This window comes from Christiangramia oceanisediminis, assembly GCF_022570735.2.
Taxonomy (GTDB): domain Bacteria; phylum Bacteroidota; class Bacteroidia; order Flavobacteriales; family Flavobacteriaceae; genus Christiangramia; species Christiangramia oceanisediminis.
This window is the reverse complement of the sequence record NZ_JANCNS010000002.1, coordinates 75,972-97,821: the sequence shown is the minus strand read 5'-3', so window position 1 is coordinate 97,821 and position 21,850 is coordinate 75,972. Positions and strand designations below refer to the sequence as shown.

At 41.5% G+C, this 21,850-nt stretch carries 18 protein-coding genes; 8 read left to right on the top strand and 10 right to left on the bottom strand.

Annotated features, from left to right (window positions below; all coding sequences use genetic code 11):
* Positions 1-67 precede the first annotated feature (67 nt).
* From gap to sucC, 3 genes are all read right to left on the bottom strand, one after another.
* A complete protein-coding gene (gap, locus tag MKO06_RS07750; RefSeq protein WP_241551606.1) occupies positions 68-1,066 on the bottom strand; it encodes a type I glyceraldehyde-3-phosphate dehydrogenase in 999 nt (332 codons plus the stop codon).
* A gap of 18 nt (positions 1,067-1,084) precedes the next feature.
* Positions 1,085-2,071, bottom strand: a complete 987-nt coding sequence (pfkA, locus tag MKO06_RS07745; protein WP_241551605.1) for a 6-phosphofructokinase — start codon at positions 2,069-2,071, stop codon at positions 1,085-1,087.
* A 258-nt stretch (positions 2,072-2,329) separates the two neighbouring features.
* Positions 2,330-3,523, bottom strand: a complete 1,194-nt coding sequence (gene sucC / locus MKO06_RS07740; protein WP_241551604.1) for an ADP-forming succinate--CoA ligase subunit beta — start codon at positions 3,521-3,523, stop codon at positions 2,330-2,332.
* Between the two features lie 223 nt (positions 3,524-3,746).
* Between sucC and MKO06_RS07735 the strand changes: the two genes are divergently transcribed.
* From MKO06_RS07735 to MKO06_RS07715, 5 genes are all read left to right on the top strand, one after another.
* Positions 3,747-4,922 (top strand): MFS transporter, encoded by a 1,176-nt coding sequence (locus MKO06_RS07735; protein WP_241551603.1) that lies wholly within the window; start codon positions 3,747-3,749, stop codon positions 4,920-4,922.
* Between the two features lie 104 nt (positions 4,923-5,026).
* A complete protein-coding gene (lysA, locus tag MKO06_RS07730) occupies positions 5,027-6,262 on the top strand; it encodes a diaminopimelate decarboxylase (protein WP_241551602.1) in 1,236 nt (411 codons plus the stop codon).
* 213 nt (positions 6,263-6,475) lie between these two features.
* A complete protein-coding gene (locus MKO06_RS07725) occupies positions 6,476-7,372 on the top strand; it encodes a CHAD domain-containing protein (protein WP_241551601.1) in 897 nt (298 codons plus the stop codon).
* Positions 7,373-7,389: 17 nt separating this feature from the next.
* Positions 7,390-8,163: a cyclase family protein gene (locus MKO06_RS07720; protein WP_241551600.1), complete on the top strand. Its 774-nt coding sequence runs from the start codon at positions 7,390-7,392 to the stop codon at positions 8,161-8,163.
* A gap of 8 nt (positions 8,164-8,171) precedes the next feature.
* Positions 8,172-8,729 (top strand): 2'-5' RNA ligase family protein, encoded by a 558-nt coding sequence (locus tag MKO06_RS07715; protein ID WP_241551599.1) that lies wholly within the window; start codon positions 8,172-8,174, stop codon positions 8,727-8,729.
* Positions 8,730-8,819: 90 nt separating this feature from the next.
* Here MKO06_RS07715 and MKO06_RS07710 read toward each other — a convergent pair whose 3' ends face one another.
* The 5 genes from MKO06_RS07710 to MKO06_RS07690 form a co-directional block, all read right to left on the bottom strand.
* Positions 8,820-11,357 (bottom strand): M14 metallopeptidase family protein, encoded by a 2,538-nt coding sequence (locus tag MKO06_RS07710; protein WP_241551598.1) that lies wholly within the window; start codon positions 11,355-11,357, stop codon positions 8,820-8,822.
* A 65-nt stretch (positions 11,358-11,422) separates the two neighbouring features.
* The gene (gene trhA, locus MKO06_RS07705) at positions 11,423-12,088 is read right to left on the bottom strand and encodes a PAQR family membrane homeostasis protein TrhA (RefSeq protein WP_241551597.1); all 666 of its coding nucleotides are present in this window, start codon (positions 12,086-12,088) and stop codon (positions 11,423-11,425) included.
* A 181-nt stretch (positions 12,089-12,269) separates the two neighbouring features.
* Positions 12,270-13,379, bottom strand: a complete 1,110-nt coding sequence (locus MKO06_RS07700; protein WP_241551596.1) for a sensor histidine kinase — start codon at positions 13,377-13,379, stop codon at positions 12,270-12,272.
* Positions 13,380-14,144: a LytR/AlgR family response regulator transcription factor gene (locus tag MKO06_RS07695; RefSeq protein ID WP_241551595.1), complete on the bottom strand. Its 765-nt coding sequence runs from the start codon at positions 14,142-14,144 to the stop codon at positions 13,380-13,382.
* 189 nt (positions 14,145-14,333) lie between these two features.
* Complete coding sequence (locus tag MKO06_RS07690; RefSeq protein WP_241551594.1) at positions 14,334-14,891, bottom strand: hypothetical protein; 558 nt, start codon at positions 14,889-14,891, stop codon at positions 14,334-14,336.
* A 301-nt stretch (positions 14,892-15,192) separates the two neighbouring features.
* Here MKO06_RS07690 and MKO06_RS07685 point away from each other — a divergent pair, with 301 nt between their 5' ends.
* Positions 15,193-16,563, top strand: a complete 1,371-nt coding sequence (locus MKO06_RS07685; protein WP_241551593.1) for a short-chain fatty acid transporter — start codon at positions 15,193-15,195, stop codon at positions 16,561-16,563.
* Positions 16,564-16,576: 13 nt separating this feature from the next.
* Here MKO06_RS07685 and MKO06_RS07680 read toward each other — a convergent pair whose 3' ends face one another.
* Together MKO06_RS07680 and serA are read right to left on the bottom strand one after the other, a co-directional pair.
* Entirely contained in the window at positions 16,577-16,744 is a 168-nt protein-coding gene (locus tag MKO06_RS07680) for a hypothetical protein (protein WP_241551592.1), read from the bottom strand.
* 513 nt (positions 16,745-17,257) lie between these two features.
* Entirely contained in the window at positions 17,258-19,150 is a 1,893-nt protein-coding gene (gene serA / locus MKO06_RS07675) for a phosphoglycerate dehydrogenase (RefSeq protein WP_241551591.1), read from the bottom strand.
* Positions 19,151-19,502: 352 nt separating this feature from the next.
* On the opposite strand from serA, the gene MKO06_RS07670 reads away from it, so the two are divergent.
* Positions 19,503-20,189 (top strand): TetR/AcrR family transcriptional regulator, encoded by a 687-nt coding sequence (locus MKO06_RS07670; protein ID WP_241551590.1) that lies wholly within the window; start codon positions 19,503-19,505, stop codon positions 20,187-20,189.
* Positions 20,182-21,846 (top strand): peptidase domain-containing ABC transporter, encoded by a 1,665-nt coding sequence (locus MKO06_RS07665; protein ID WP_241551589.1) that lies wholly within the window; start codon positions 20,182-20,184, stop codon positions 21,844-21,846. Before MKO06_RS07670 ends, MKO06_RS07665 begins: the two co-directional genes overlap by 8 nt.
* The last annotated feature ends 4 nt before the right edge of the window (positions 21,847-21,850 follow it).

The following is a 21,850-nucleotide window of genomic DNA, read 5'->3' as shown; positions in this document are numbered from 1 at the left end:
CAGTTTTGGAGCGGCTAAAAGTAGTAAATAATCCGCTCCAATACTGAATTTTCTTTAGCTGTAAGGCTTATAAAGTTGCCACGTGAGCTGCCAGGTCTATCAACTTAGCTGAATACCCGTATTCATTATCATACCAGGCGATCAATTTGAAGAAATTATCGTTCAGGGCGATCCCTGCTCCTGCATCAAAATTACAGGTATGAGCATCTGAAACGAAATCCTGACTTACCACTTCTTCTTCAGTATACGAAATGATTCCTTTTAGTGGTCCATCTGCCGCCTTTTTGAACGCAGCTTTGATCTCATCATAAGAGGTGTTCTTTTCGGTACGTACGGTAAGGTCAACTACAGAAACATCTGTGGTTGGTACACGAAATGCCATCCCGGTAAGTTTTCCTTTCAATGAAGGAATTACTTTGGTCACTGCCACTGCAGCTCCGGTTGAACTAGGAATGATATTCGCCATGGCGCTTCTTCCCAGTCTGAAATTCTTTTTAGATGGCGAGTCTACTGTGAATTGGGTAGATGTAGACGCGTGAACGGTTGTCATCAATCCTTCAACCAGTCCAAATTCATCGTCGATCACTTTTGCAAGTGGTGCAAGACAGTTGGTAGTACAGGAAGCGTTAGAAACGATATGATCGTCTGCCTTTACATCCTGGTGGTTTACACCCATTACGAACATAGGAGCAGTTTTAGAGGGTGCAGAGATCACCACTTTTCTGGCTCCGGCGTCAAGGTGAGCCTTGGCGTTATCTTTATCGGTGAAGATCCCGGTACAGTCCAGTACCACTTCAGCTCCAACATCTCCCCATTTAAGGTCTGCCGGGTTCTTTTCTGAAGTTACACGAATCTTGCTTCCGTCAACGAAAAGATTTCCATCTTTTACCTCAACTGTTCCATTGTATTTTCCGTGAACAGAATCGTATTTTAAAAGGTATGCCAGGTGATCTACATCCAGCAGGTCGTTGATCGCTACAACTTCTACATCTTTATTTTGAGCCGCAATTCGGAAAGCAATTCTCCCGATACGTCCAAATCCGTTAATTCCAATTTTAGTACTCATCTTATTTTGGTTTTTAAATTATACCGAAGTGATGTCTGCCACCCTTCGTAATTCTTTATCTAGTTTAACTTCTCCTTTGATTGCTGTAGTAAGGTCTACAGTAACAACTTTTTTATGATGTAAACCTATCATGACTTCAGTCTTTCCTTCCATTAAAGCCTCAACAGCTCCAACTCCCAGTTTACTGGCCAGAACCCTGTCAAAACAACTTGGGCATCCACCTCTTTGAATATGACCAAGAACCGAAACCCGGATCTCGTATTCATCCATATTCTCTTCTATATAATTGGCAAGTTCGAAAATGTTCTTTCCGCTTTTATCTCCTTCTGCAACCACGATGATACTCGAAGTTTTTCCAGATTTCTTGCTCCTTTTAAGGGAGTCGATCAATCGCTCTACTCCAAGATTTTCTTCCGGGATCAGGATTTCCTCGGCACCGGCACCTATCCCGCTATTCAACGCGATATCTCCGGCATCCCTTCCCATAACCTCTATCAGGAACAGCCTATTATGCGAGCTCGCGGTATCGCGAATCTTATCGATTGCTTCTACCACCGTATTAAGTGCAGTATCGTACCCAAGGGTATAGTCGGTCCCATCTATATCATTATCGATAGTTGCCGGGATCCCAACAATAGGAAAATCAAATTCCTGGGAGAACTTCTGCCCTCCAGTAAAGGTTCCATCTCCACCAATCACCACAAGGGCGTCAATATTGTTGTTCCTTAAACTTTCGTAAGCTTTTTTCCTACCTTCCTTGGTTTTAAAATCTTCAGACCTGGTAGATTTAAGAAAAGTTCCTCCTTTATTGATAATATTTCGAACAGACCTGGCGTCCAATTTTTCAAAATCGGCTTCTATAAGCCCCTGGTAACCTCTGTAAACACCTGTACAATCAAGGTTATAGAACGAACAGGCACGAACAACAGCTCTAATGGCGGCATTCATTCCAGGAGCATCTCCTCCAGATGTTAAGACCGCTATATTTTTAATTTTTCCCTTCATTTAGCTCAAAGCTATTTCATTTCAATAGGATAACCTAATTTCGGAAAAAACTAAAACGTTTTCGGTTAATAACTAATAATTTTAGGCCCTTTTACCGCAATTTTTGCAAATATTTAGCACTTTAATTACCTAATTATCAAAAATGAGCGTTTGGAAAGGCTTATTCACAATTCAAATCATGCCAATTTTCAGAAATCATAACAAACAAAAAAACCCGCCAGATTTCTCTGCCGGGTTTTTAATATTCTGAAACAGTTTTTAAGAAAGTACTTCCTGTACCTTATCTGCAGCCTCTTTGAATTCAACTGCACTATAAACTTTGAGTCCGCTGGAGTCAATAAGTTCCTTGGCTTTTTCAGCATTGGTTCCCTGAAGTCTTACGATAATTGGAACATTGATCGCGTCTCCCATATTCTTATAGGCATCTACGATTCCCTGTGCAACACGGTCACAACGAACGATTCCTCCAAAGATGTTCACAAGTATAGCTTCTACCTTATCATCCTTAAGGATCAGTCTAAAAGCTTCCTCTACCCTTTTAGCATCTGCAGTACCACCAACATCCAGGAAGTTAGCAGGTTCTCCACCGGCCATTTTAATAAGATCCATGGTTGCCATTGCCAATCCGGCACCATTCACCATACATCCTACGTTACCATCAAGGTCTACATAGTTAAGCCCCACTTCCTTAGCTTCTACTTCGGTTGGGTTTTCCTCTCGAATATCTCGCATTTCTGCATAATCCTTATGACGGAATAGCGCGTTATCATCCAGAGTCACTTTTGCATCTACTGCAAGGATCTTGTCATCGCTTGTCTTTAGAACCGGGTTGATCTCGAATAAGGAAGAATCAGATTTTTCGAATGCTTTATAAAGAGACATCACGAATTTGGTCATTTCCTTAAATGCCTGGCCACTAAGCCCAAGGTTAAAAGCAATTCTTCTTGCCTGGAAGCCTAGCAATCCGGTTGCCGGATCAATTTCTTCGGTGAATATCAGGTCTGGAGTTTCTTCAGCCACGGTTTCGATATCCATTCCACCTTCAGTAGAATACATGATCATATTGCGACCGGTGTTACGATTCAGAAGAACAGACATATAGTATTCTTCCGGCTCACTGTCTCCAGGATAATAAACATCTTCAGCAACCAGTACCTGGTGTACTTTTTTACCTTCAGCAGAAGTTTGAGGTGTTACCAGGTTCATCCCGATTATTTCACCTGCGATCTCTTCTACTTCTTTAAGGTTCTTGGCCAGCTTTACACCTCCACCTTTACCACGGCCTCCGGCATGCACCTGAGCCTTGATCACGTGCCATCCGGTACCGGTTTGTTCGGTTAGTTCCTTTGCGGCATCAACCGCCTCTTTGGCGTTTCTGGCCACGGTCCCGCGCTGAACACGCACTCCGAAGCTGCTTAAAATTTCTTTTCCTTGATATTCGTGTATATTCATAATCAGCTTTTTCTTCTTGATTAATTACGGAAGGCAAAAGTAACAAATACATACTATTGTACCAATCTTTTTTGAGCTTCTTAACGCTTAAGACCTCAGGTAATTCAAGTAATATGAAAGCATCATCATTTAAAACCCAGGTTCGAAAAGGTTATCGGTTAAAATTCCTTAAATGACTTCCTAATCATTTGTGCTGTTGTAAATTGCAGGCTTAATTTTGAATATGAAAAAGGCTTTATTAGCATTGGCCATTGGTGGGTTTGGAATTGGGATGACCGAGTTCGTGATCATGGGAATCCTGCCTGAGGTAGCCGGTGCCCTGGAAATCTCCATTCCCAAAGCCGGGCATTTTATTTCTGCCTATGCCCTGGGTGTGGTAGTTGGCGCTCCCCTGCTTACCGCCTTCGGAAATAAATGGCCAGCTCACAGAGTGATGCTTATGCTCATGGTCTGGTTCACCGTTTTCAATACGCTTTCGGCCTTTTCAAATTCTTATACCTGGCTTTTAATTTCAAGGTTTCTCTCTGGTTTGCCTCACGGTGCATTCTTCGGAATAGGTGCCGTGGTAGCCGGTAAACTCGCAAAACCCGGAAAAGATGCCCAGGCTATTGCCATTATGTTTACAGGCTTAACGGTCGCAAATGTGATAGGAGTACCACTGGGAACCTGGCTGGGACAGAACTTTTACTGGGGAGTATCTTTCCTGGCCGTTGGCGTGGTAGGTATCCTGGCAATCCTAAGCATTAAATTCTGGATGCCGGAATTACCAAAATCGAATTCCAATGGTTTTAAAAAGGATGTTCAGGTTCTTAAAAAACCGGAATTATGGCTGGTTATTTTACTCACCACGATTGGTACAGGCGGATTCTTTGCCTGGTATAGCTATATCGCTCCTTTAATTACCGATGTTGCCGGCTGGAACGATGGTATTGTTAGTTACGCGATGATCCTGGCCGGGCTGGGAATGGTAATTGGTAACTTACTTGGAGCAAAACTTGCTGAATTGTTCAGCCCGATAAAGGCCGTTATCCTTGCTCTTATTCTTATGGTGATCGCGCTGATCTCCAACAGTTTCCTTGCTTATAATCAGATTGGCGTACTTGTAATGACCTTTATTATACCGGTGATCGCATTGTGTCTGGCCACTCCCATTCAAATGGCGGTGATCAATTCGGCTAAAGGGTCTGAAATGCTGGGATCTTCCTTAAACCAGAGCGCCTTCAATATGGGAAATGCCAGTGGAGCCTATCTTGCAGGCCTGCCTATTGCCTATGGCTACGGAATCGTATCTGCACAATATGTAGGTGTTGCCATGGCGGGAATAGGAATTTTTCTGGGACTGAGCGTGGTTTTCCTGAGAAGACACAAATCGGTTCAAATGGAAATAAGCAATTCATAATTTTTCAAATTTCAGAAATAACAAATTGACCAAATCGGTTATATTTGATGTACGCCTTGATCATAAGTGTTAAGGAACTTTATTTTTGCCTAAATTTTTAAAAAATGACACAAAAGGAATTACTATCGGTTGCTGAAGAATTTGGAAGCCCGGTCTATGTATATGATGCTGAAAAGATCATTTCACAATATAACCGGCTTACCAATGCCTTTAAGGTAGACAACCTTAGAATTCATTATGCTGTAAAAGCACTTTCCAATATTTCCATTTTGAAATTACTGAATTCTCTTGGCTGCGGACTCGATACCGTTTCTGTACAGGAAGTGAGGTTGGGAATAAAGGCCGGTGTAGATCCTTCCAAGATCATCTATACTCCTAACGGAGTTTCCCTTGAGGAAATCGAACAGGTCGTAAAGCTTGGTGCCCAGATCAATATTGATAACCTTTCCATTCTTGAGCAATTTGGGAGCCGACACCCGGAAATCCCGGTTTGTATCAGGATCAATCCTCATGTGATGGCAGGTGGAAATTCGAAGATATCAGTAGGACATATCGATTCCAAATTCGGAATAAGCATTCACCAGATGCCACATTTGTTGAGAATAGTAGAAAATACAGGCATGCATATAAACGGAATTCATATGCATACCGGTAGTGATATCCTGGATATTGGCGTATTCCTGCATGCTTCCGAAATACTTTTCGAGGCTGCCAGGAACTTCAAGGAACTTGAATTCATCGATTTTGGAAGTGGCTTTAAAGTTCCATATCGTGAAGGAGATATCGAAACCGATATTGAAGACCTTGGAACCCAGCTTACCGAGCGTTTCAATAACTTTTGCAAGGAATACGGAAGAGAGCTAACCCTGGCTTTTGAACCTGGAAAATACCTGGTAAGCGAATCTGGTAAATTCCTGGCGAGAGTAAATGTGATCAAACAAACCACCTCCACAGTTTTTGCCGGAGTAGATTCAGGCTTTAATCATTTGATCAGGCCTATGTTCTATGGCTCTCATCATGATATCAAGAACATCTCCAATCCTAACGGAAAATCAAGATTTTATAGCGTGGTAGGATACATTTGCGAAACTGACACCTTTGGAAGCAACAGGCAGATCGCTGAAATTCGTGAAGGAGATATCCTGGCGTTCAGTAATGCCGGAGCCTATTGCTTTTCCATGGCGAGTAATTTCAACTCAAGATATCGCCCGCCGGAAGTTTTATGGTATAATGGAAAGGCTCATTTGATTAGAGAAAGAGAGACTTTTGAAGATCTAACCAGGCATCAGATTGAAATCGATTTTGAAACAGCTCCGAAGGAGCTGGCAGAAAAGAAATAATCTAATTTTAATATAAGATTTAAAAAGCAGCCAATTGGCTGCTTTTTTTATTCCTATTCAAGGAACTGCTTTCGATAACCTAGTTTTTCATATTTACAATATCAACACAAATCGCAAATTCCGTTTAATAGGCTCCTATAATCAGCTTCCTTTTAATAAAACTCTAACCATTTCTATTGATACAATTCAGTATCTTAAAAACAAAAATCCCGTATGGCCTACAAACTCGAAAAAGAAAAGAATCTGAAAAAGAATATCACAGAAGTAGCAGCCGAAGAGCTACAGGGATGCCTGGATGCTTTGGATCAAATGAACGTTCACGAAGCCGTTCATGATATCCGGAAAAGATTGAAAAAACTTAGGGCCCTGGCCAGGCTGGTGCGTGACGAACTGGGAGAGGATAATTACAAGTCCATCAATATCTATTTCAGGGACCTTGGCAGGGAGCTTTCCGATTTACGGGATCTTACTGCTCATATCGAAACGGTTGGTATTCTTAGAGAGCGTTATGGCGATCACCTTTATGTGAACTTCTTCAATTCTATCATTAAAAAGATCGAGACAGAACGAGATGAAATGGAAAAGCAATTGAAAGAGGAGAATTTCTTTGACATACATCTGCCCGAAAAACTGAAACATGCCCAGAAAGAACTGGTAAAATGGCCCATTGAGAATAATGAAATCAATATCATTCTTCCCAGCATCAGGCGGGTATACAAAAGAGGAAGAAAGGCGATGCTCAAGGCCTTTGATGAACCTGGGAAAGAAATCTACCATGAGTGGCGGAAAAGAGTAAAATATCTCTGGTATCAGATCCTGCTATTGCAGGAGTCCTGGCCGGAAATCTTTAGTACTATGGAAGCTGAAGTGCATCTGCTTGCCGACTACCTGGGCGATGATCACGACCTTATGGTTCTCAGGGATAAACTGGGAAAAGAACAAGATTATTTAGAAGACGATACCCAGAAAGAATTAATTAACGCGGTGGTGAACCAGTACAGCGAGCACCTTAGAAATGAAGCCCATCTCAAGGGAAAACTCATTTACGCAGAGGAACCGGATGACTTTGAAAAACGTATGTCCAGTTATATTTCTGCAGGCTGGGAATAAATTGAAAAAACAGAATCATGAAAAAGCTTTTTATTTATCTCCTCATTCTCTTACCACTGGCCGGATCTTCCCAACAACGAAACGGGGAACTGGTCGATCTCACCCATTCTTTTTCCCAGGAAAGCCTGTACTGGGTTACGGCCAAACAATTCAAGCTGGAAGAAGTTGCCAAAGGAGAGACCGAGAAAGGCTACTATTATTCAGCCAATAATTTTGAAACCGCAGAACATGGCGGCACCCACATCGATGCGCCCATACACTTTGCCGCGGGCGGTCAAAGTACCGATGAGATCCCGTTGGAGAACCTGATAGGCGATGCGGTGAAAATCGATGTTTCGGATAAAGCCCTCAAAGATCCCGATTACCTGATAAGCATAGCAGACCTGAAAGATTGGGAAGCAGTAAATGGTGAAATTGCTACTGGAAGTATCGTACTATTTCAAACAGGCTTCGGAAAATATTATCCCGACGCCAAAAAATACCTTGGCACCGAAGAACGCGGTCCGGATGCCGTTGCTAAACTGCATTTCCCGGGACTATCTGCCGAGGCGGCATCATGGCTAATCGAAAACAGGAAGATCAAGGCTGTGGGTATCGATACCGCAAGTATCGATTACGGGCAATCGACCGATTTTGCGGCCCACGTAGCCCTGATGACCCAAAATGTGCCGGCATTTGAAAACGTAGCGAATCTGGATAGGTTACCCGCAAAAGGGTTCAGGGTGATCGCCCTTCCAATGAAGATCAAGGATGGTAGCGGAGGCCCGTTAAGGATCATCGCCATCAAATAAATCCATTCATGTCAACTAAAAGGGATCCTCTTTATTTTATCTGCCTGATGCCTCCTTCCGGGATAAAATCAGAGATCGAAAAAATCAAAAAAGAGATCCAGGCAGAATTCGGGATAAGCCATGCGCTCAAACTTCCAGCCCATATAACGGTTAAGATTCCATTTCGATTTAACGAGAATAAGGAAGCCTCACTCCTGAAAAAACTTCAGAATTTTTCGGCTGAATTAAAGCCAATTTCGATTAATCTTAAGGATTTTGGCAGGTTCGATAAAAAAGTGATCTTCATCAATGTCCTGGATCATGAACCGATAATCCAACTACATACAAATCTACAGGGTTTCATTGGTGAACTTACCCAGCTTAAGAAACATGAGTTAGCTTCCAAGATCCATCCGCATGTGACCATTGCGACCAGGGATCTCAAGAGAACCGATTTCCCACAGGTTTGGGCAAATTTTAAAGATCGGTACTTCGCGGCTTCTTTTATCGCCAAGCATCTCTTCTTGCTCAAACACAATGGCAAGACATGGGATATCCTCCGGAAATTTGATTTCAATAAAGAATAAGATTTAAATTGATTTCCCAACAAATCTATTCAGAACTATTCGTTAGGATTAGAATTCCTTGTTGGCAGATCGCTTACCGATAATCCATACTTAAAAGATCATCGAACCAAAAAATACCGAATTGATGAATAAGCGTTGAGTTTCCAGCATCATAGCCCTGAAATTTGGATCGTCACTGAACATAATCACTGTACCCTCTCCTTTTTTCCTGGCCAATATGGCTGCCGAATTTTTGATAAGCTCCAGGTTTTCAGGATGAATATATCCGCTGATATGCGGATCGTTTGTAAATAAAGCTACTTTCTGAAAGGCATTAGTTCCGGGTTCTAGAAATACCGTACTATTTTTATAAAGCGAGAGGTTACGATTGGTATATCCGAAACCTACCGGATGTGTTATATCGAGGTCTACTTCGTAAAAAGAGCCTCCAACAGCACGTGAGCCATAATAGGCACCAGATTTTGCATAATTCATCCGTGCAGAACTATCCTGTTCTTTTTCCGCTTTTTTTAGCTCAGCTTCCACCAGCTTCTGGTTAATCACCCATTCGGTTGCTGTTCGCTGGGTGATCAGCACTCCGCCGTTTTCTGTCCATTTCGCGATCCTTTCCTGGTCTAAATCATTATAATTTCCGGAAACCAGGATTAGAACATCATAGTTGTTCAGCGGGAGGCGCGAGAAATCATTCCGGTCTGCCTTTGTAATAGGCATCCCAAGGTACTGGTCCATGGTGAACCAGATCTCCCCGGCTTCATAGCCGCTCACTCCCTCCCCGGTAAGCATAAGTACCTTCGGAAGGTCTATATCCCTGAAATCGGGACTTCCCAAATCAATTCCGTTAAGACTTCTTCCAGATGCGACCGCATTGATCTCGACTTCAGCATCCCTGGCTACTTTGGTAATGATGGAAAACAATTCCTGCTCATCAACAGGCTGATCGGCCGTTGAGATCATAAGACTTCCGTAGCCAAAATCACTGCTGCCCGTGGTTGTTTCGGTTTTAAATGGTGAAAAGGCAATTTTTACATTAATATCCTTTTCTAAAAGCTGGTAAAGTGCTTTAGGTGCAGAGAACTGAGACCAGTTGATGAGATAGGCATATTTCGATTGGACTGGCAGAGAAAGGTCTCTTTGAATAGCTTCAGAATCAAGCCTGGGCCCAAGGTTAAGTTTTCCGGCCTTTGTAATTCCATTTTCGATCCCATAGGCCAGGGCCATAGACCAGGCCGACGTATCATAGAATACGCTGTCAGCAAAACTGGTCACATTTTCAAAAATAGATCGCACCATCAGGTTTTGCGTCTGAGCTTTTGGAACCGCATAGGCGTATTCGGTTTGAAAATTTTGGTCATTGATGCTTACATCGTTCTCCAGTTCATAAACCTCTATCTGGTGATCGAGCAATAACTGGGTGAACCTTCGGTTAAGCCCAGGCCGTTCTTTAGTTCCATAAACATAGACTTCGTTCGAACCTGAACTGATATCCTCGAAAAATTTTCGCTGCCAATCTAACAGCAACTCCCGGTTATCTATCGTTGCCTCGATGGTGGCCAGGCTGGTTCGCAAGTGATTCCTGATCGTAAAAGGAAAGCTGATCTTTTCACTGCCAGTCTGCTGCACATGCCCCCTGGAACTTGCCTGTTCATAAACGATTCCCAACGCACCATGTAAATCGGGATAGGTAGAACCATAACCCGGATACGAATTATCGAAACGCTCGCCGGTAAAGTAAAGAGACCCGATTTCATCTAAAGCCCGCTGGTGATATTCTGCGAAGATCTTATTGAGCGTATCATAGTTATACCTTGGAACAATGGGATTTTCTGAGCCGTATTTTTTGGTGGGCTCAAAAAAGTATGTGCTGTTAGTGCCCATTTCATGATAATCGGTTACCATATTCGGCAACCAGGTATGATAGAATTTAACGCGGTTCTGGCTTTCAACCTGGGTAAGGGGCAGCCAGTCCCGATTCAAATCGAACCAGTAATGATTGGTCCTTCCCGAAGGCCAAACCTCGTTATGTTCACGATCCCAGGGATCTGCCACTGCTGGATTTCCTTTATTGCTGTTCACCCAGGTAGTATGCCTGTCCCTTCCATCGGGATTCAATGCCGGCTCTATATGAAACACTCCATTTTGAAGATACTCTTCAACCTTCGGGTCCTGCGATGCCAGCAAATAATAGGCAACCAGCATAGAAACCTCGCTGCTTGACGGTTCGTTACCATGAACATTATACCCCAAATGAACTATGACCGGCATTTCTGAAACATTTCCTTCATCCTCCTTCGGATTGGCATGCGCCAGATGCTCCTGCCTGATCTGTTCCAGGTTATTAAGATTCTCTTCAGAAGAAATTGTAAGGATGATTTGAGGCCTGTGTTCATGAGTATAGCCGATGGTTTGGATCTGCGCGTTCGGAGAAAGTTCAGCGAGCCTTTCCATATAATGCACCAGGCTGTTATACCGGGTATGCCACTCTCCTATTTCATATCCCAGGAATTCCTGTGGAGAAGGAATATTTTCATCGAATTCTGAACCTTTCGGAAAGAAATAATCATTTTGAGATTGAAGGGAATTAAAGGTAAAAAGCAGAAAAAGAACGGGCAGGAGTTGAAGAGTCTTCATGAATATATTTTTCAAAAAGACCAAAGATAGAAAAATTACCATAGCGGGTTGTAGATCGACCGGCGCTAAAAGGCAGCTTCAGGAGGTAATAAAAAATAATAGATGCACACAAAATGAGCGAAGGTACCCAGTAGTACGAAAATATGAAAGACCGCATGGTTAAATGGAATTTTATTCTGCATAAACAAAATTGCCCCAATCGTATAAGAAATTCCACCTCCTATGAGCCAATAAAGCCCCGAAGGTGACAAACTCTCTGCCAGCGGTTTTATGGCAAAAACAATGATCCAGCCCATCACCACATACATGATGGTTGAAAAAAGCTGGAAGCGGCCTGCATAAAAGATCTTAAAGATGGCGCCTATGATCGCCATGCTCCAAACAATGGCCAGGATGGTCCATCCCCTTGTCCCGGCCAGGGTAATGATCGCAAAGGGCGTATAGGTACCTGCGATCAAGAAATAAATGGAGGCATGATCCAGGATATTCAATCGAATACGGAGTCTTTTGGACTTTGCGCTATGGTAAAAAGTAGAGGCAGCATAAACCAGCACCATACTGGCGCCGAAAATAGTAAAGCTTACCAGGTGTTCCACATCGCCCAGCCTGTCGGCCTTCAAAATAAGAAGGATCAGGGCCAGGATACTTAAAACAAAGCCTATTCCATGAGAAATGATATTGAACCTCTCCTCAGCCGGCGGGTAAAAATGACAGGGTAATTTTCTATCCATATCTTCAGAGTTAGATATTTTGAAAAAAGGAGGAAAATTTATGGAAAGGGGATCATCTTAAATTTACGAATAATTGATCCTGATTTGCGCTAAAGCTTTCTTAAAGTTCCTGTTTAAACTTTAAGGCTTTTCCTTTATCGGCAGACTGAAAAATAGAAGAAAATTAAAAGAGAAGAATTGCTTATTCGGGAATCTTTATGATGGTTTCCACGCCAGAATTATCGGCTTTATTTCTAACCTCGAAAAAGTAATCGCCATTATAAAGATTCTTTAATCGGTCGTTAATATTGGTTAGCCCTACCCCTTTTTTCATAAGCTCGGCATGGCTCAGGGAAACGGGTTCCCCATTATTCTCGACCTTGATCACCAGCCGCTCCCCTTCCTGGTACACCGAAATGGTGATCTCCAGGTTAGTATGGTCATACGAATAGCCGTGTTTTATAGAGTTTTCAATGAGGGGCTGCAATAGAAGAGCGGGTACTCTTTTTAACAACAAGGATTCATCGATATTCTTTTTGATCTTTAAATGGTCAGAAAACCTTACATTAACGATGTTCAGGTAATATTCCAGGATCCTTAATTCTTCATCCAGGCTGATCCTGTTGCTATCGGAATTATAGAGGATCTCCCGTAGAAAATCACTGAGGTCGGCTATGGTATCTTTAGCCTTCTTGGCATCAATATCGGTTAAAACCGAAATGGAATTCAGGGTGTTAAAAAGAAAATGTGGCTGCAGTTGTGCAGAAAGCATTTTCATACGTGTGCTTACCAGCTGGGTTTCCAGTTTGGAATGCCTTTTTTCGGCCTCCTTGACCTGCTTCAGGTAATAATAGGTATAGATGATAAAAACCATGGCGAAATAGATCAAAAAGTTAAGATCTATCACATACACAAAGGCGTTGATACTTCTTCTAAGGCTGAATTCGTCCAGGCTTACCCTTCCGGCAAGGATAGAATAGGCATCTACCACAAACCTGATAATAATACCTATCAAAAGGGAGAAAATAGTATGGATGGAAATGATCTTTACCCAGGAATAATTCTTGTTGAGAAATCTTTTGGTACTTATTCCTACCAGGGTCATATAACTCACTACCACTATATAATCAAACAAAAGATTTTGTACCAGGTAATCTGGCCAGGAAAAATCCTTCGGGAAATCCCGGGGCATCCATTCCTGCATATAGGCAATCTTTCCGATAACCACGATATCAAAAAGCAGGTAAAAACCTGACAGTAATAACACCAGGTTGAAATCGATATACTTCTGTTTAATGTTAGTCAAGCTCATTTAAATGCCTATTTTTTCCAAAAATTCCTTTTTATGGGATTTGCTTACATGAAGCAACTTCCCGTCGGTCATCTTCGCGTCTATTTCAGAATAATCTGAATGGATGATCTCTTCCACAAAGTTCAGGTTAGCGATGGTAGACCGGTGTATTCGTACAAATGAATTGCTGTCTAATATCTCTTCCAGGTTATTGAGAGATTCCCGAAGCACATACTTTTTTGCCTTAACATAGATTTCTGCATAATAGCCCGAAGCGAGGATATACAGGATCTCCTTGGGATCCACCAGAGACGTTTTATTGCCCTGCTTTACCGGGATCTTGGAAACCGAGTTAAGCTTCAAACTTCCGTTCGAGTATTCATGGAAGAACTCGACCAGCCGTTTCTCGAAATTGGTATCGGCCTCTGCCCTGGTGGTTTTTAAGACCTTGTTGATGGTTTTGAAAAACCTTTCGTCCTTAAAAGGTTTCAGAAGAAAATCGAAAGCTTCCACGTCGAAGGCCTTCAGCGCATAATTATCATAGGCCGTCACAAAAATCACGATAGGTTTGGGGGAAATCTCAACCCGTTTAAGCACTTCAAAGCCATTCATGTCTTTCATGTTGATATCGAGGAACAACAGGTCTGGATTCTTTTCATTGATCATTTGAACGGCGGTTTTCCCGTTAGAGCATTCTCCCATCACCTCTATTTCATCAACATCTTCCAGTAGGTTGAGTACCCTTTTCCTGGCAAGCTCTTCATCGTCGATCACGAGTGCTTTCATATCGTTTTAACAAATGTTAGGTTAATGCAATTTAAAACTATTTGGAAACTATCATTTATAATTTTTTGTATTCCTTTTCTTCAGGATTAATTCCCAGCTCCAAATCACGATTTAAAAAAAAGGCCATCAAAACCTTAGGTTCTGATAGCCCTGCCAAACTCAAACAACTTATTTAAACATTTCTAATTCTTAATTATTACTGGCTACACTGGTTCTGGCAACCGATCTGGGATCTAACTTTATATTGCGTTTGCTTTTTCCGTTCTCCAGTTTGATCTTGTAAGTCTCATTTTCGATCAATTCCCCTCTTCCCGAAGCGATATATTTATTAGAAACCATGGTCCAGCCTTTATTGGAGTTGTAAAGCTCTCTTCTTACATCAAGAGGCAGTACGATATCTGTAAATTTCTGATAGGTCTTTACAACCTCTCCATCGTCATCGAATTCGGCTTTTAGATATCCCTTTCCGTTCTGAAAAGTGATGTGATACCTGTCAAATCCACGATCTTCATAAATTTCTATAAAGCTCTGGATATCGAAATTGGCCTTCATAAATGCAATTGGGTCATCAACAAATTCTCCCGAATAAGCCTCGTTCACGGTATAGGTAAAGCTGTCGTCGTCTTCAAATATGTCTGCTTCCAGTGGAGCAAAGCCTACCTTGGCCTCTTCAAGTTGGGTGATTTCCTGTGCCTGCGCAAAAGTGGCGGCGAATACTAGTACTAAAGAAAAAATTAAAGTTTTCATGATGAATGATTTTTTAATGAATGAATAATTTTTAACTGTTAATTCAATGATCAATGATGATTTATACCGCTAATTTACAGGAGAAAGCCCCCCAGCATTTAAGAATGATCTGAGACACCAATCTATGATACCAGATCACTGATTTTAAGCAATGAAGTACCTATTGATCTGCAGTTTTGGGCTGTTAGTATCTTAATGCCTACCCAATTCAACTTGTAGGTTATTCGTATCAAAAAGCATATATTTCACCGGCGAATCGCTAAAAACATCAATAAAAACTGGCATTTCAGACCACTATTCCATGAAGTTTTCGAGTTATATTGAAAAGGCTTTCCGTAAGTTTATACCAGCACCCTTCACCCTGGCGGTATTGCTGAGCCTATTTACCTTGATCATCGCCTATTTGTTTACAGGTGATCAAAGTCTCAACTCATTCGGAAATATTTTAGACACCTGGCAAAGGGGAATGTGGGATCCCGGGTTACTGGTATTTGCCGTGCAGATGATGCTCATCCTGGTTCTGGGACATATACTGGTGCTCAGCAAACCCGTTGCCAGGCTTACCGAAAAACTAACGGGAATTGTGAATGGTAATACCAGTGCGGTACTGATGGTTTCTGTATCTACCATGCTGGTGGCTTTCTTTAACTGGGGCCTGGGACTTATTTTTGGCGCTATCATGTCCAGGAAAGTAGCTGAAGCCGCTCACAAAAGAGGATTTGAAATTAATTATCCCTTGGTGGGTGCTGCCGGATACAGCGGATTAATGATCTGGCATGGTGGGATGAGCGGAAGCGCGCCGCTCAAGATCGCTGAAAATGGCCATATTCAGAGCCTGTTTTCAGGAGCTGCAGGTCAGGAAATCTTACGGCAACTACCTGAACAGATCCCTACCAACCTTACCATATTTTCAGGCTGGAACCTTATTTTATTCGGAATATTATTGATGCTGGTACCATTTACTTTATGGCTGATGGGAAGAAATACTTCAACGCGGCCGGTCGATTTTCCGAAGAAAAAAGCTGAAAGTAAAAAATTAATCATTTCGGGAGCCGAAAAGCTCGACCACTCCGGTTATCTAAGATTAGGTTTTGGAACTGTTCTACTTCTGGCATTTTTCACCAGTTATTTTCAGGAGATAAGCTCTGGAAATCTCACTCCGAATATGCTGAATTTCCTTATGCTAGGATTATGTATCCTGTTGCACAAAAGCTTTTTCAGCTTTTTGAAGGCCCTCGATGAGGCAGTAGTTGGAGCGGGCGCGATCTTGATCCAGTTTCCCTTATACTTCGGAATTATGGGTGTGATGAAAGATACGGGGATCATCAATGATATTGCAGGTTTCTTTACGGCGATTTCCACCGAAACTACCCTACCTGTATTTACATTTTTGAGCGGTGGCCTGGTGAATATTTTTGTACCGAGCGGCGGCGGACAATGGACCATCCAGGGACCAATCGTAATCGAAAGCGCCCTGAATCTAGGTGTACCATTGAATAAGGCGATCATGGCCTTTGCCTACGGCGACCAGATCACCAATATGCTACAGCCGTTCTGGGCTTTGCCTCTACTGGCCATCACGCGCTTAAAAGCCCGTGAAATTCTACCCTATACGCTCATTATAATGCTAGTGGGATGCCTGGTTTATATAACTGGCCTGCTAATAATTTAGATAAAGTAAAGACCTATACATTCTCCCTGTTCTTCCTGTTGTATCGAAGCCCGGAAATCTCTTTGAGATGCTTGGAAATGAGTTTTTCCTGCCTGGCATTGTCCTGAAGTAGGCGAATCCAAATGTAGCCTATAATTATTATGAGAGCCCCTCCCAAAAGGTAAAAAGGAATTGAATCCATGAGTAAAATAGTATTTGAATGAAAATTTGAGTAGGGGAATACGAATATATGGGAATTTTAAAGTTTTAACCTACTTTTTACCCGTTAATTGTAAAAAAATTAACAGGAAAATTCCTGATTGTAGAATTGCAATCTGACTGTAGGGATAAGCAGTTTAGGAAAGGAAATATAAAAAAGGGTAACTAGAACATTTAAACCATTTTCCAGTTACCCTTCGCAATTATTATTTTACTAATAATTACTTCGATAAATATAGTTCAAATAAGCCATTTAATGCGTTAAGCGAAAGCTAAAAAAAGCTAAGGAAATACTAATTTACTATATTTCCGCTCGCGTGCTTTAATCGAAATGGCATTTATTTATAAGACATAAAAAAAGGGCCGTGACTATCATTTCAGAATTGACCCTTTCTTTCTTTCTCTTAGCTATTTTATTCAAAGATACCCAAAGCCTGTAGGCACGCGGTTATCTCAAGGTAAACAAATAGCAATCAAATCATTAAATACCTAACTTTTAATAAAGCACCCTGAAACGAATCGTATCCTGTATTCCCTTCAGTTCTTTTATCACCTCGTTATCATATTCCTTGTCTATATCTGTGATCACATAACCAATGGTTTCATTAGTCTTTAAATACTGGCCTACGATATTGATATCATGAGCTGCCAGGATCCTGTTGATATGAGCAATGATTCCCGGTTTATTGTGGTGGATATGGATGAGGCGATGTGCGTTCTCCAGGATTGGCAGTTGTAAATTCGGGAAATTCACCGAATTGGTCGTGCTACCTGTATTGATATATTCAATGATCTTCCCGGGTACAAAATTCCCGATATTTTCCTGTGCTTCTTCGGTGCTCCCTCCAATATGAGGAGTAAGTATCAAATTAGGTGTTCCTCTTAAAACCGATTCGAATTCTTCTTTATTGGTCTTTGGCTCCTTCGGGAATACATCTACCCCTGCTCCACGTATCCTGCCAGATTCCAGGTGGTTTTTAAGCGCATCCACATCAACCACCTGCCCACGTGCAAGGTTCAGAAAAACAGATCCCTCTTTCATCCAGCTAAACTGCTTGTCCCCGATCATCCTGGTATTTTCCTTTCGACCGTCCACATGCAGGCTCACGATATCAACTTTTGAAAAAAGTTCCTTTAAACTGCTGCATTTGGTTGCATTACCCAGGGCGAGTTTCTCTACCAGGTCGTAATAATAAACATCCATCCCAATAGCTTCGGCAACAACCGATAGTTGGGCTCCAATGTTTCCATAACCAACGATACCGAGTTTTTTTCCGCGAATTTCGTAACTGTTCTTAGCCGATTTATTCCATTCTCCCTTGTGCATTTCAGCGATACGATCTGGAAGATTTCTCATTAACAGGATGATCTCTCCAATTGCAAGTTCTACTACAGAACGGGTATTGCTGTATGGCGCGTTGAAAACTGCCACCCCTTTCTTAAGACAGGCCTCCAGGTCTATCTGGTTAGTTCCTATGCAAAAGGCTCCTACGGCGATAAGCCGATTCGCGTTTTTTAAAACCTTTTCGGTAAGATTTGTTTTGGAACGTATTCCAAGAATGGAAACATCCTTTATTTTTTCCGCCAGCTCATCCTCATCAAGTGCCCCGGAAATGGTTGTAACATTATAACCTTCATTTTTCATGAGGTTAACAGCATCAGCGTGAACGTTTTCCAGTAAGAGAACCTTAATTCGGTTTTTAGGGTAGGAAATGGCTTTATTCATTTTATGAAGGTATAGAAATTCATCAAGGCTTGGAGTGATATGGTCGGCTTTTTCAAGGATATTGCCACGTTCCACATTTTCGGTAAAGGCATAGAATTTATTGGCCAGCCCGGCGGCTTTGATCTCGTAATCGTTATAACCGTCGCCAATCACATAAACATCTCCCTTCAGCTCTAATTGCTTAAGCAATTCAACCTTTCCGTTGTTTGATGAAAGTACATTGGTTTCGTCAAAACCGGTGATATTGCCCTCCTCATCATATTCAAAAGTATTGGCATAGACGTTATCTTCCTTTACTCCCATCGCCTTTACAATGGGAAGTATCACTTCCTTGAAGCCACTTGAAATAATATAGATACGGTCTTTATATTCCTGGAAAAACTCTTCATTCCTAACAAAGGAAACCGAAACTTTTTGCTTTAACCTGTCAACCACCTGCGGCAACATACTCTTATGGGCTTCCAGAATGTTTAACCTTTTTTCCAAAGATTCTCTGAAGGCCAGCTCACCTGCCATGGCAAGATCTGTTAGGTTCTTTAGTTCTCGTAATTTCTGATCTTTTTTAGGATTTTTTTCCAGTGAGATCTCGCCCAGTACATCCAGGGCTTCCACCTGCGTGAATGTACTGTCAAAATCTATTACAAAATACCTTTTGTCTTCCATATCGAAGTTAAATGCGGGTTGATTGAAATGCTAAAACTAAGTCTTTTTGGAGCATTTAGAAACAGGCCGGAAAAGGAAAATTACAGCTTTTGCACTATTCTTAATCATTCCCTTATAAATTTTGAAAATCTGGAAATTAGCAGGCATTTTCAGCTTTTTTTTGAATGAAATATAGCTTTCTGCATCAAATTATTTTCAGGAATTTATTACCTGCCTGGTTGAACAACCCTATCCATCCGGAATTATAAAAACCTGACTTTCAACCAAATTATTTTAAACATACGTTAAATAATAGTAAAACTATTAATTATAACACTTTTACTATTATTTTTGAAAGCAAATAAACTAGCACATGAAGCAGTTCTTTCATGACATTAAAATAAGCGTGAATGAAAAGATCTACGTTAAGGATCCCGAGTCTACCGAATTGGGACAACGCATCGTAGAGAATGCAATTCTACTGATCCATGAGATTGGATTCGAGAATTTCACGTTCAGGAAACTGGGAACTAAAATAAAATCGAACGAAAGTTCTATTTATCGCTATTTCGAAAATAAGCATAAGCTCCTGGTTTACCTTACTTCCTGGTACTGGGGCTGGAAAGAATACCAGTTGATCTTTGCCACGCACAGTCTTACCGATCCCAATAAACGATTATTGAGCGCTATAGAGGTGGTTACCAAAACCGTTCAGGAAGATGCTTCATTCAGCCATATAAACGAGGTCGCCCTTAACCAGATTATCATTAACGAATCTTCTAAATCTTACCTCACCAAAGAGGTAGATACCGAAAATCGTGAAGGCTATTTCCTGGTATACAAAAGACTGGTCAAACGCCTTAAGGAAATGATCGCCGAAGTAAATCCCGATTATCCATATCCCGGGAGCCTGGCGAGCATGATCATAGACGGATCACTGCATCAACATTTTATAAAAGATCATTTTACAAGTATTACAGATTGTAATGAAAAAGTTTCACCCACTATCTATTTCCACGACCTGGTTATGAGAATCCTAAAAATTGAAGAGAATGTCTAAAAGTAAACTTACAACCTGGCAGCGATTCCTTGGCCTCCTGAAACTGGAAAAAAAGGATTTTCTTCAAATCCTGTATTACGCGATCTTCGCCGGAATTGTAAACCTGTCGGTTCCACTGGGAATACAGGCCATTGTAAATATCATACAGGGAGCTCGTATCACCACTTCCTGGATCGTCCTGGTTAGTTTGGTAACCCTGGCCGTAGGTTTTGTGGGAATTCTTCAGCTCATGCAAATCAGGATCCTGGAAAATGTTCAGCAAAAGATCTTTACCCGGGCGAGCTTTGAGTTTTCCTACCGGTTCCCAAAGATCAAAATGAGCGAACTGCATAATTTTTATCCTCCTGAACTGGCGAACCGATTCTTTGATGTGATCAGCATTCAAAAAGGTATTTCCAAGCTGGTAATTGATTTTCCGGCAGCCATATTCCAGATCATATTTGGTCTTATCCTGTTATCCCTATACCATCCGTTCTTCATTATTTATGGATTACTGCTGGTCATCCTTATCTATCTTGTTTTCAGGTTTACTGGGAAAGCGGGCCTAAATACCAGTATAAAGGAGTCCAAGATGAAATATAAGATCGCGCACTGGATACAGGAAGTAGCGAGAACACTTATAAGCTTTAAAGTTTCCGGAAGAACGAGTTTGGCGGTTACTAAAAACGACAAACTGGTTAGTAGTTACCTGGATGCCCGTGAAAGTCACTTCCAGATCCTTCGTTTACAATTCATCCAGATGATTGGCTTCAAAGTACTTATCACAGCTGGTTTACTGGTAATTGGAGGTATACTGGTACTTAACCAGCAGATGAATATTGGGCAGTTCGTAGCGGCCGAGATCATTATCCTTCTTATCATAAGCAGTGTTGAAAAGATGATCGTTGGCTTGGAGAACCTTTACGACATGTTGACCAGCCTGGAGAAACTGGGTGAGGTCGTGGACAAGGAACTGGAGGTCTTTCAGGGTGATCACAGCTTCAATGGTGATCAACAAATGGATATCGAATTGAAAAATGTTGGCTTTGTTGCGACTGATGGAACCGAGATCCTTAAAAATATCAATCTGCAGATCAAAAGCGGAGAAAAAATAATACTCGAAGGGCCCAATGGAGCTGGTAAATCTACTCTCTTAAAAATCATAGCCGGTTTGCTGGAGCCAACCTCAGGTAAGATATTCGTAAATGGTATTTCCCTGCAGCATGTAGACCTCAACTATTACAGGTCATTAGTTGGGCAATCTCTTACTGAAGAGACTCCTTTTGAAGGAACGCTACAGGAAAACCTGACCTTCGGAAACCAGAATATTACCCAGAAGCAAATTTTTGATGTTCTGGAAAATATTGGCCTCGCATCTTTTGTAAGGGAACAACCAAAAGGCCTTAATGCTCTCATTTACCCGGAAGGAAGACAGATGGCTTTTACCACTTCTAAAAAGATCGTGTTAGCCAGAAGTATCGTTAAGAATCCTAATCTTTTAATTCTTAACGAACCACTAAACCAAGTAGATGAAGACGAGTCTATCAGGATCATGGAATATCTTTTTGACAGTAAGCATTCCTGGTCCATCGTCGTTTCCAGCCATAATAAATTATGGAGAAAATATTGTAACCGTCGAATTAGGATCAATAACGGAGAAATAGAAAAGACCTTGTAAAAAA

Bases quoted from the DNA above. Each gene is read 5' to 3' on its own strand.
- gap (WP_241551606.1), bottom strand. From the start codon at position 1,066: ATGAGTACTAAAATTGGAATTAACGGATTTGGACGTATCGGGAGAATT.
- MKO06_RS07735 (WP_241551603.1), top strand. From the start codon at position 3,747: ATGAAAAAGGCTTTATTAGCATTGGCCATTGGTGGGTTTGGAATTGGG.
- pfkA (WP_241551605.1), bottom strand. From the start codon at position 2,071: ATGAAGGGAAAAATTAAAAATATAGCGGTCTTAACATCTGGAGGAGAT.
- MKO06_RS07680 (WP_241551592.1), bottom strand. From the start codon at position 16,744: ATGGATTCAATTCCTTTTTACCTTTTGGGAGGGGCTCTCATAATAATT.
- MKO06_RS07725 (WP_241551601.1), top strand. From the start codon at position 6,476: ATGGCCTACAAACTCGAAAAAGAAAAGAATCTGAAAAAGAATATCACA.
- MKO06_RS07670 (WP_241551590.1), top strand. From the start codon at position 19,503: ATGAAGCAGTTCTTTCATGACATTAAAATAAGCGTGAATGAAAAGATC.
- sucC (WP_241551604.1), bottom strand. From the start codon at position 3,523: ATGAATATACACGAATATCAAGGAAAAGAAATTTTAAGCAGCTTCGGA.
- MKO06_RS07720 (WP_241551600.1), top strand. From the start codon at position 7,390: ATGAAAAAGCTTTTTATTTATCTCCTCATTCTCTTACCACTGGCCGGA.
- lysA (WP_241551602.1), top strand. From the start codon at position 5,027: ATGACACAAAAGGAATTACTATCGGTTGCTGAAGAATTTGGAAGCCCG.
- trhA (WP_241551597.1), bottom strand. From the start codon at position 12,088: ATGGATAGAAAATTACCCTGTCATTTTTACCCGCCGGCTGAGGAGAGG.
- MKO06_RS07665 (WP_241551589.1), top strand. From the start codon at position 20,182: ATGTCTAAAAGTAAACTTACAACCTGGCAGCGATTCCTTGGCCTCCTG.
- MKO06_RS07690 (WP_241551594.1), bottom strand. From the start codon at position 14,891: ATGAAAACTTTAATTTTTTCTTTAGTACTAGTATTCGCCGCCACTTTT.
- MKO06_RS07695 (WP_241551595.1), bottom strand. From the start codon at position 14,144: ATGAAAGCACTCGTGATCGACGATGAAGAGCTTGCCAGGAAAAGGGTA.
- MKO06_RS07710 (WP_241551598.1), bottom strand. From the start codon at position 11,357: ATGAAGACTCTTCAACTCCTGCCCGTTCTTTTTCTGCTTTTTACCTTT.
- MKO06_RS07700 (WP_241551596.1), bottom strand. From the start codon at position 13,379: ATGAGCTTGACTAACATTAAACAGAAGTATATCGATTTCAACCTGGTG.
- serA (WP_241551591.1), bottom strand. From the start codon at position 19,150: ATGGAAGACAAAAGGTATTTTGTAATAGATTTTGACAGTACATTCACG.
- MKO06_RS07685 (WP_241551593.1), top strand. From the start codon at position 15,193: ATGAAGTTTTCGAGTTATATTGAAAAGGCTTTCCGTAAGTTTATACCA.
- MKO06_RS07715 (WP_241551599.1), top strand. From the start codon at position 8,172: ATGTCAACTAAAAGGGATCCTCTTTATTTTATCTGCCTGATGCCTCCT.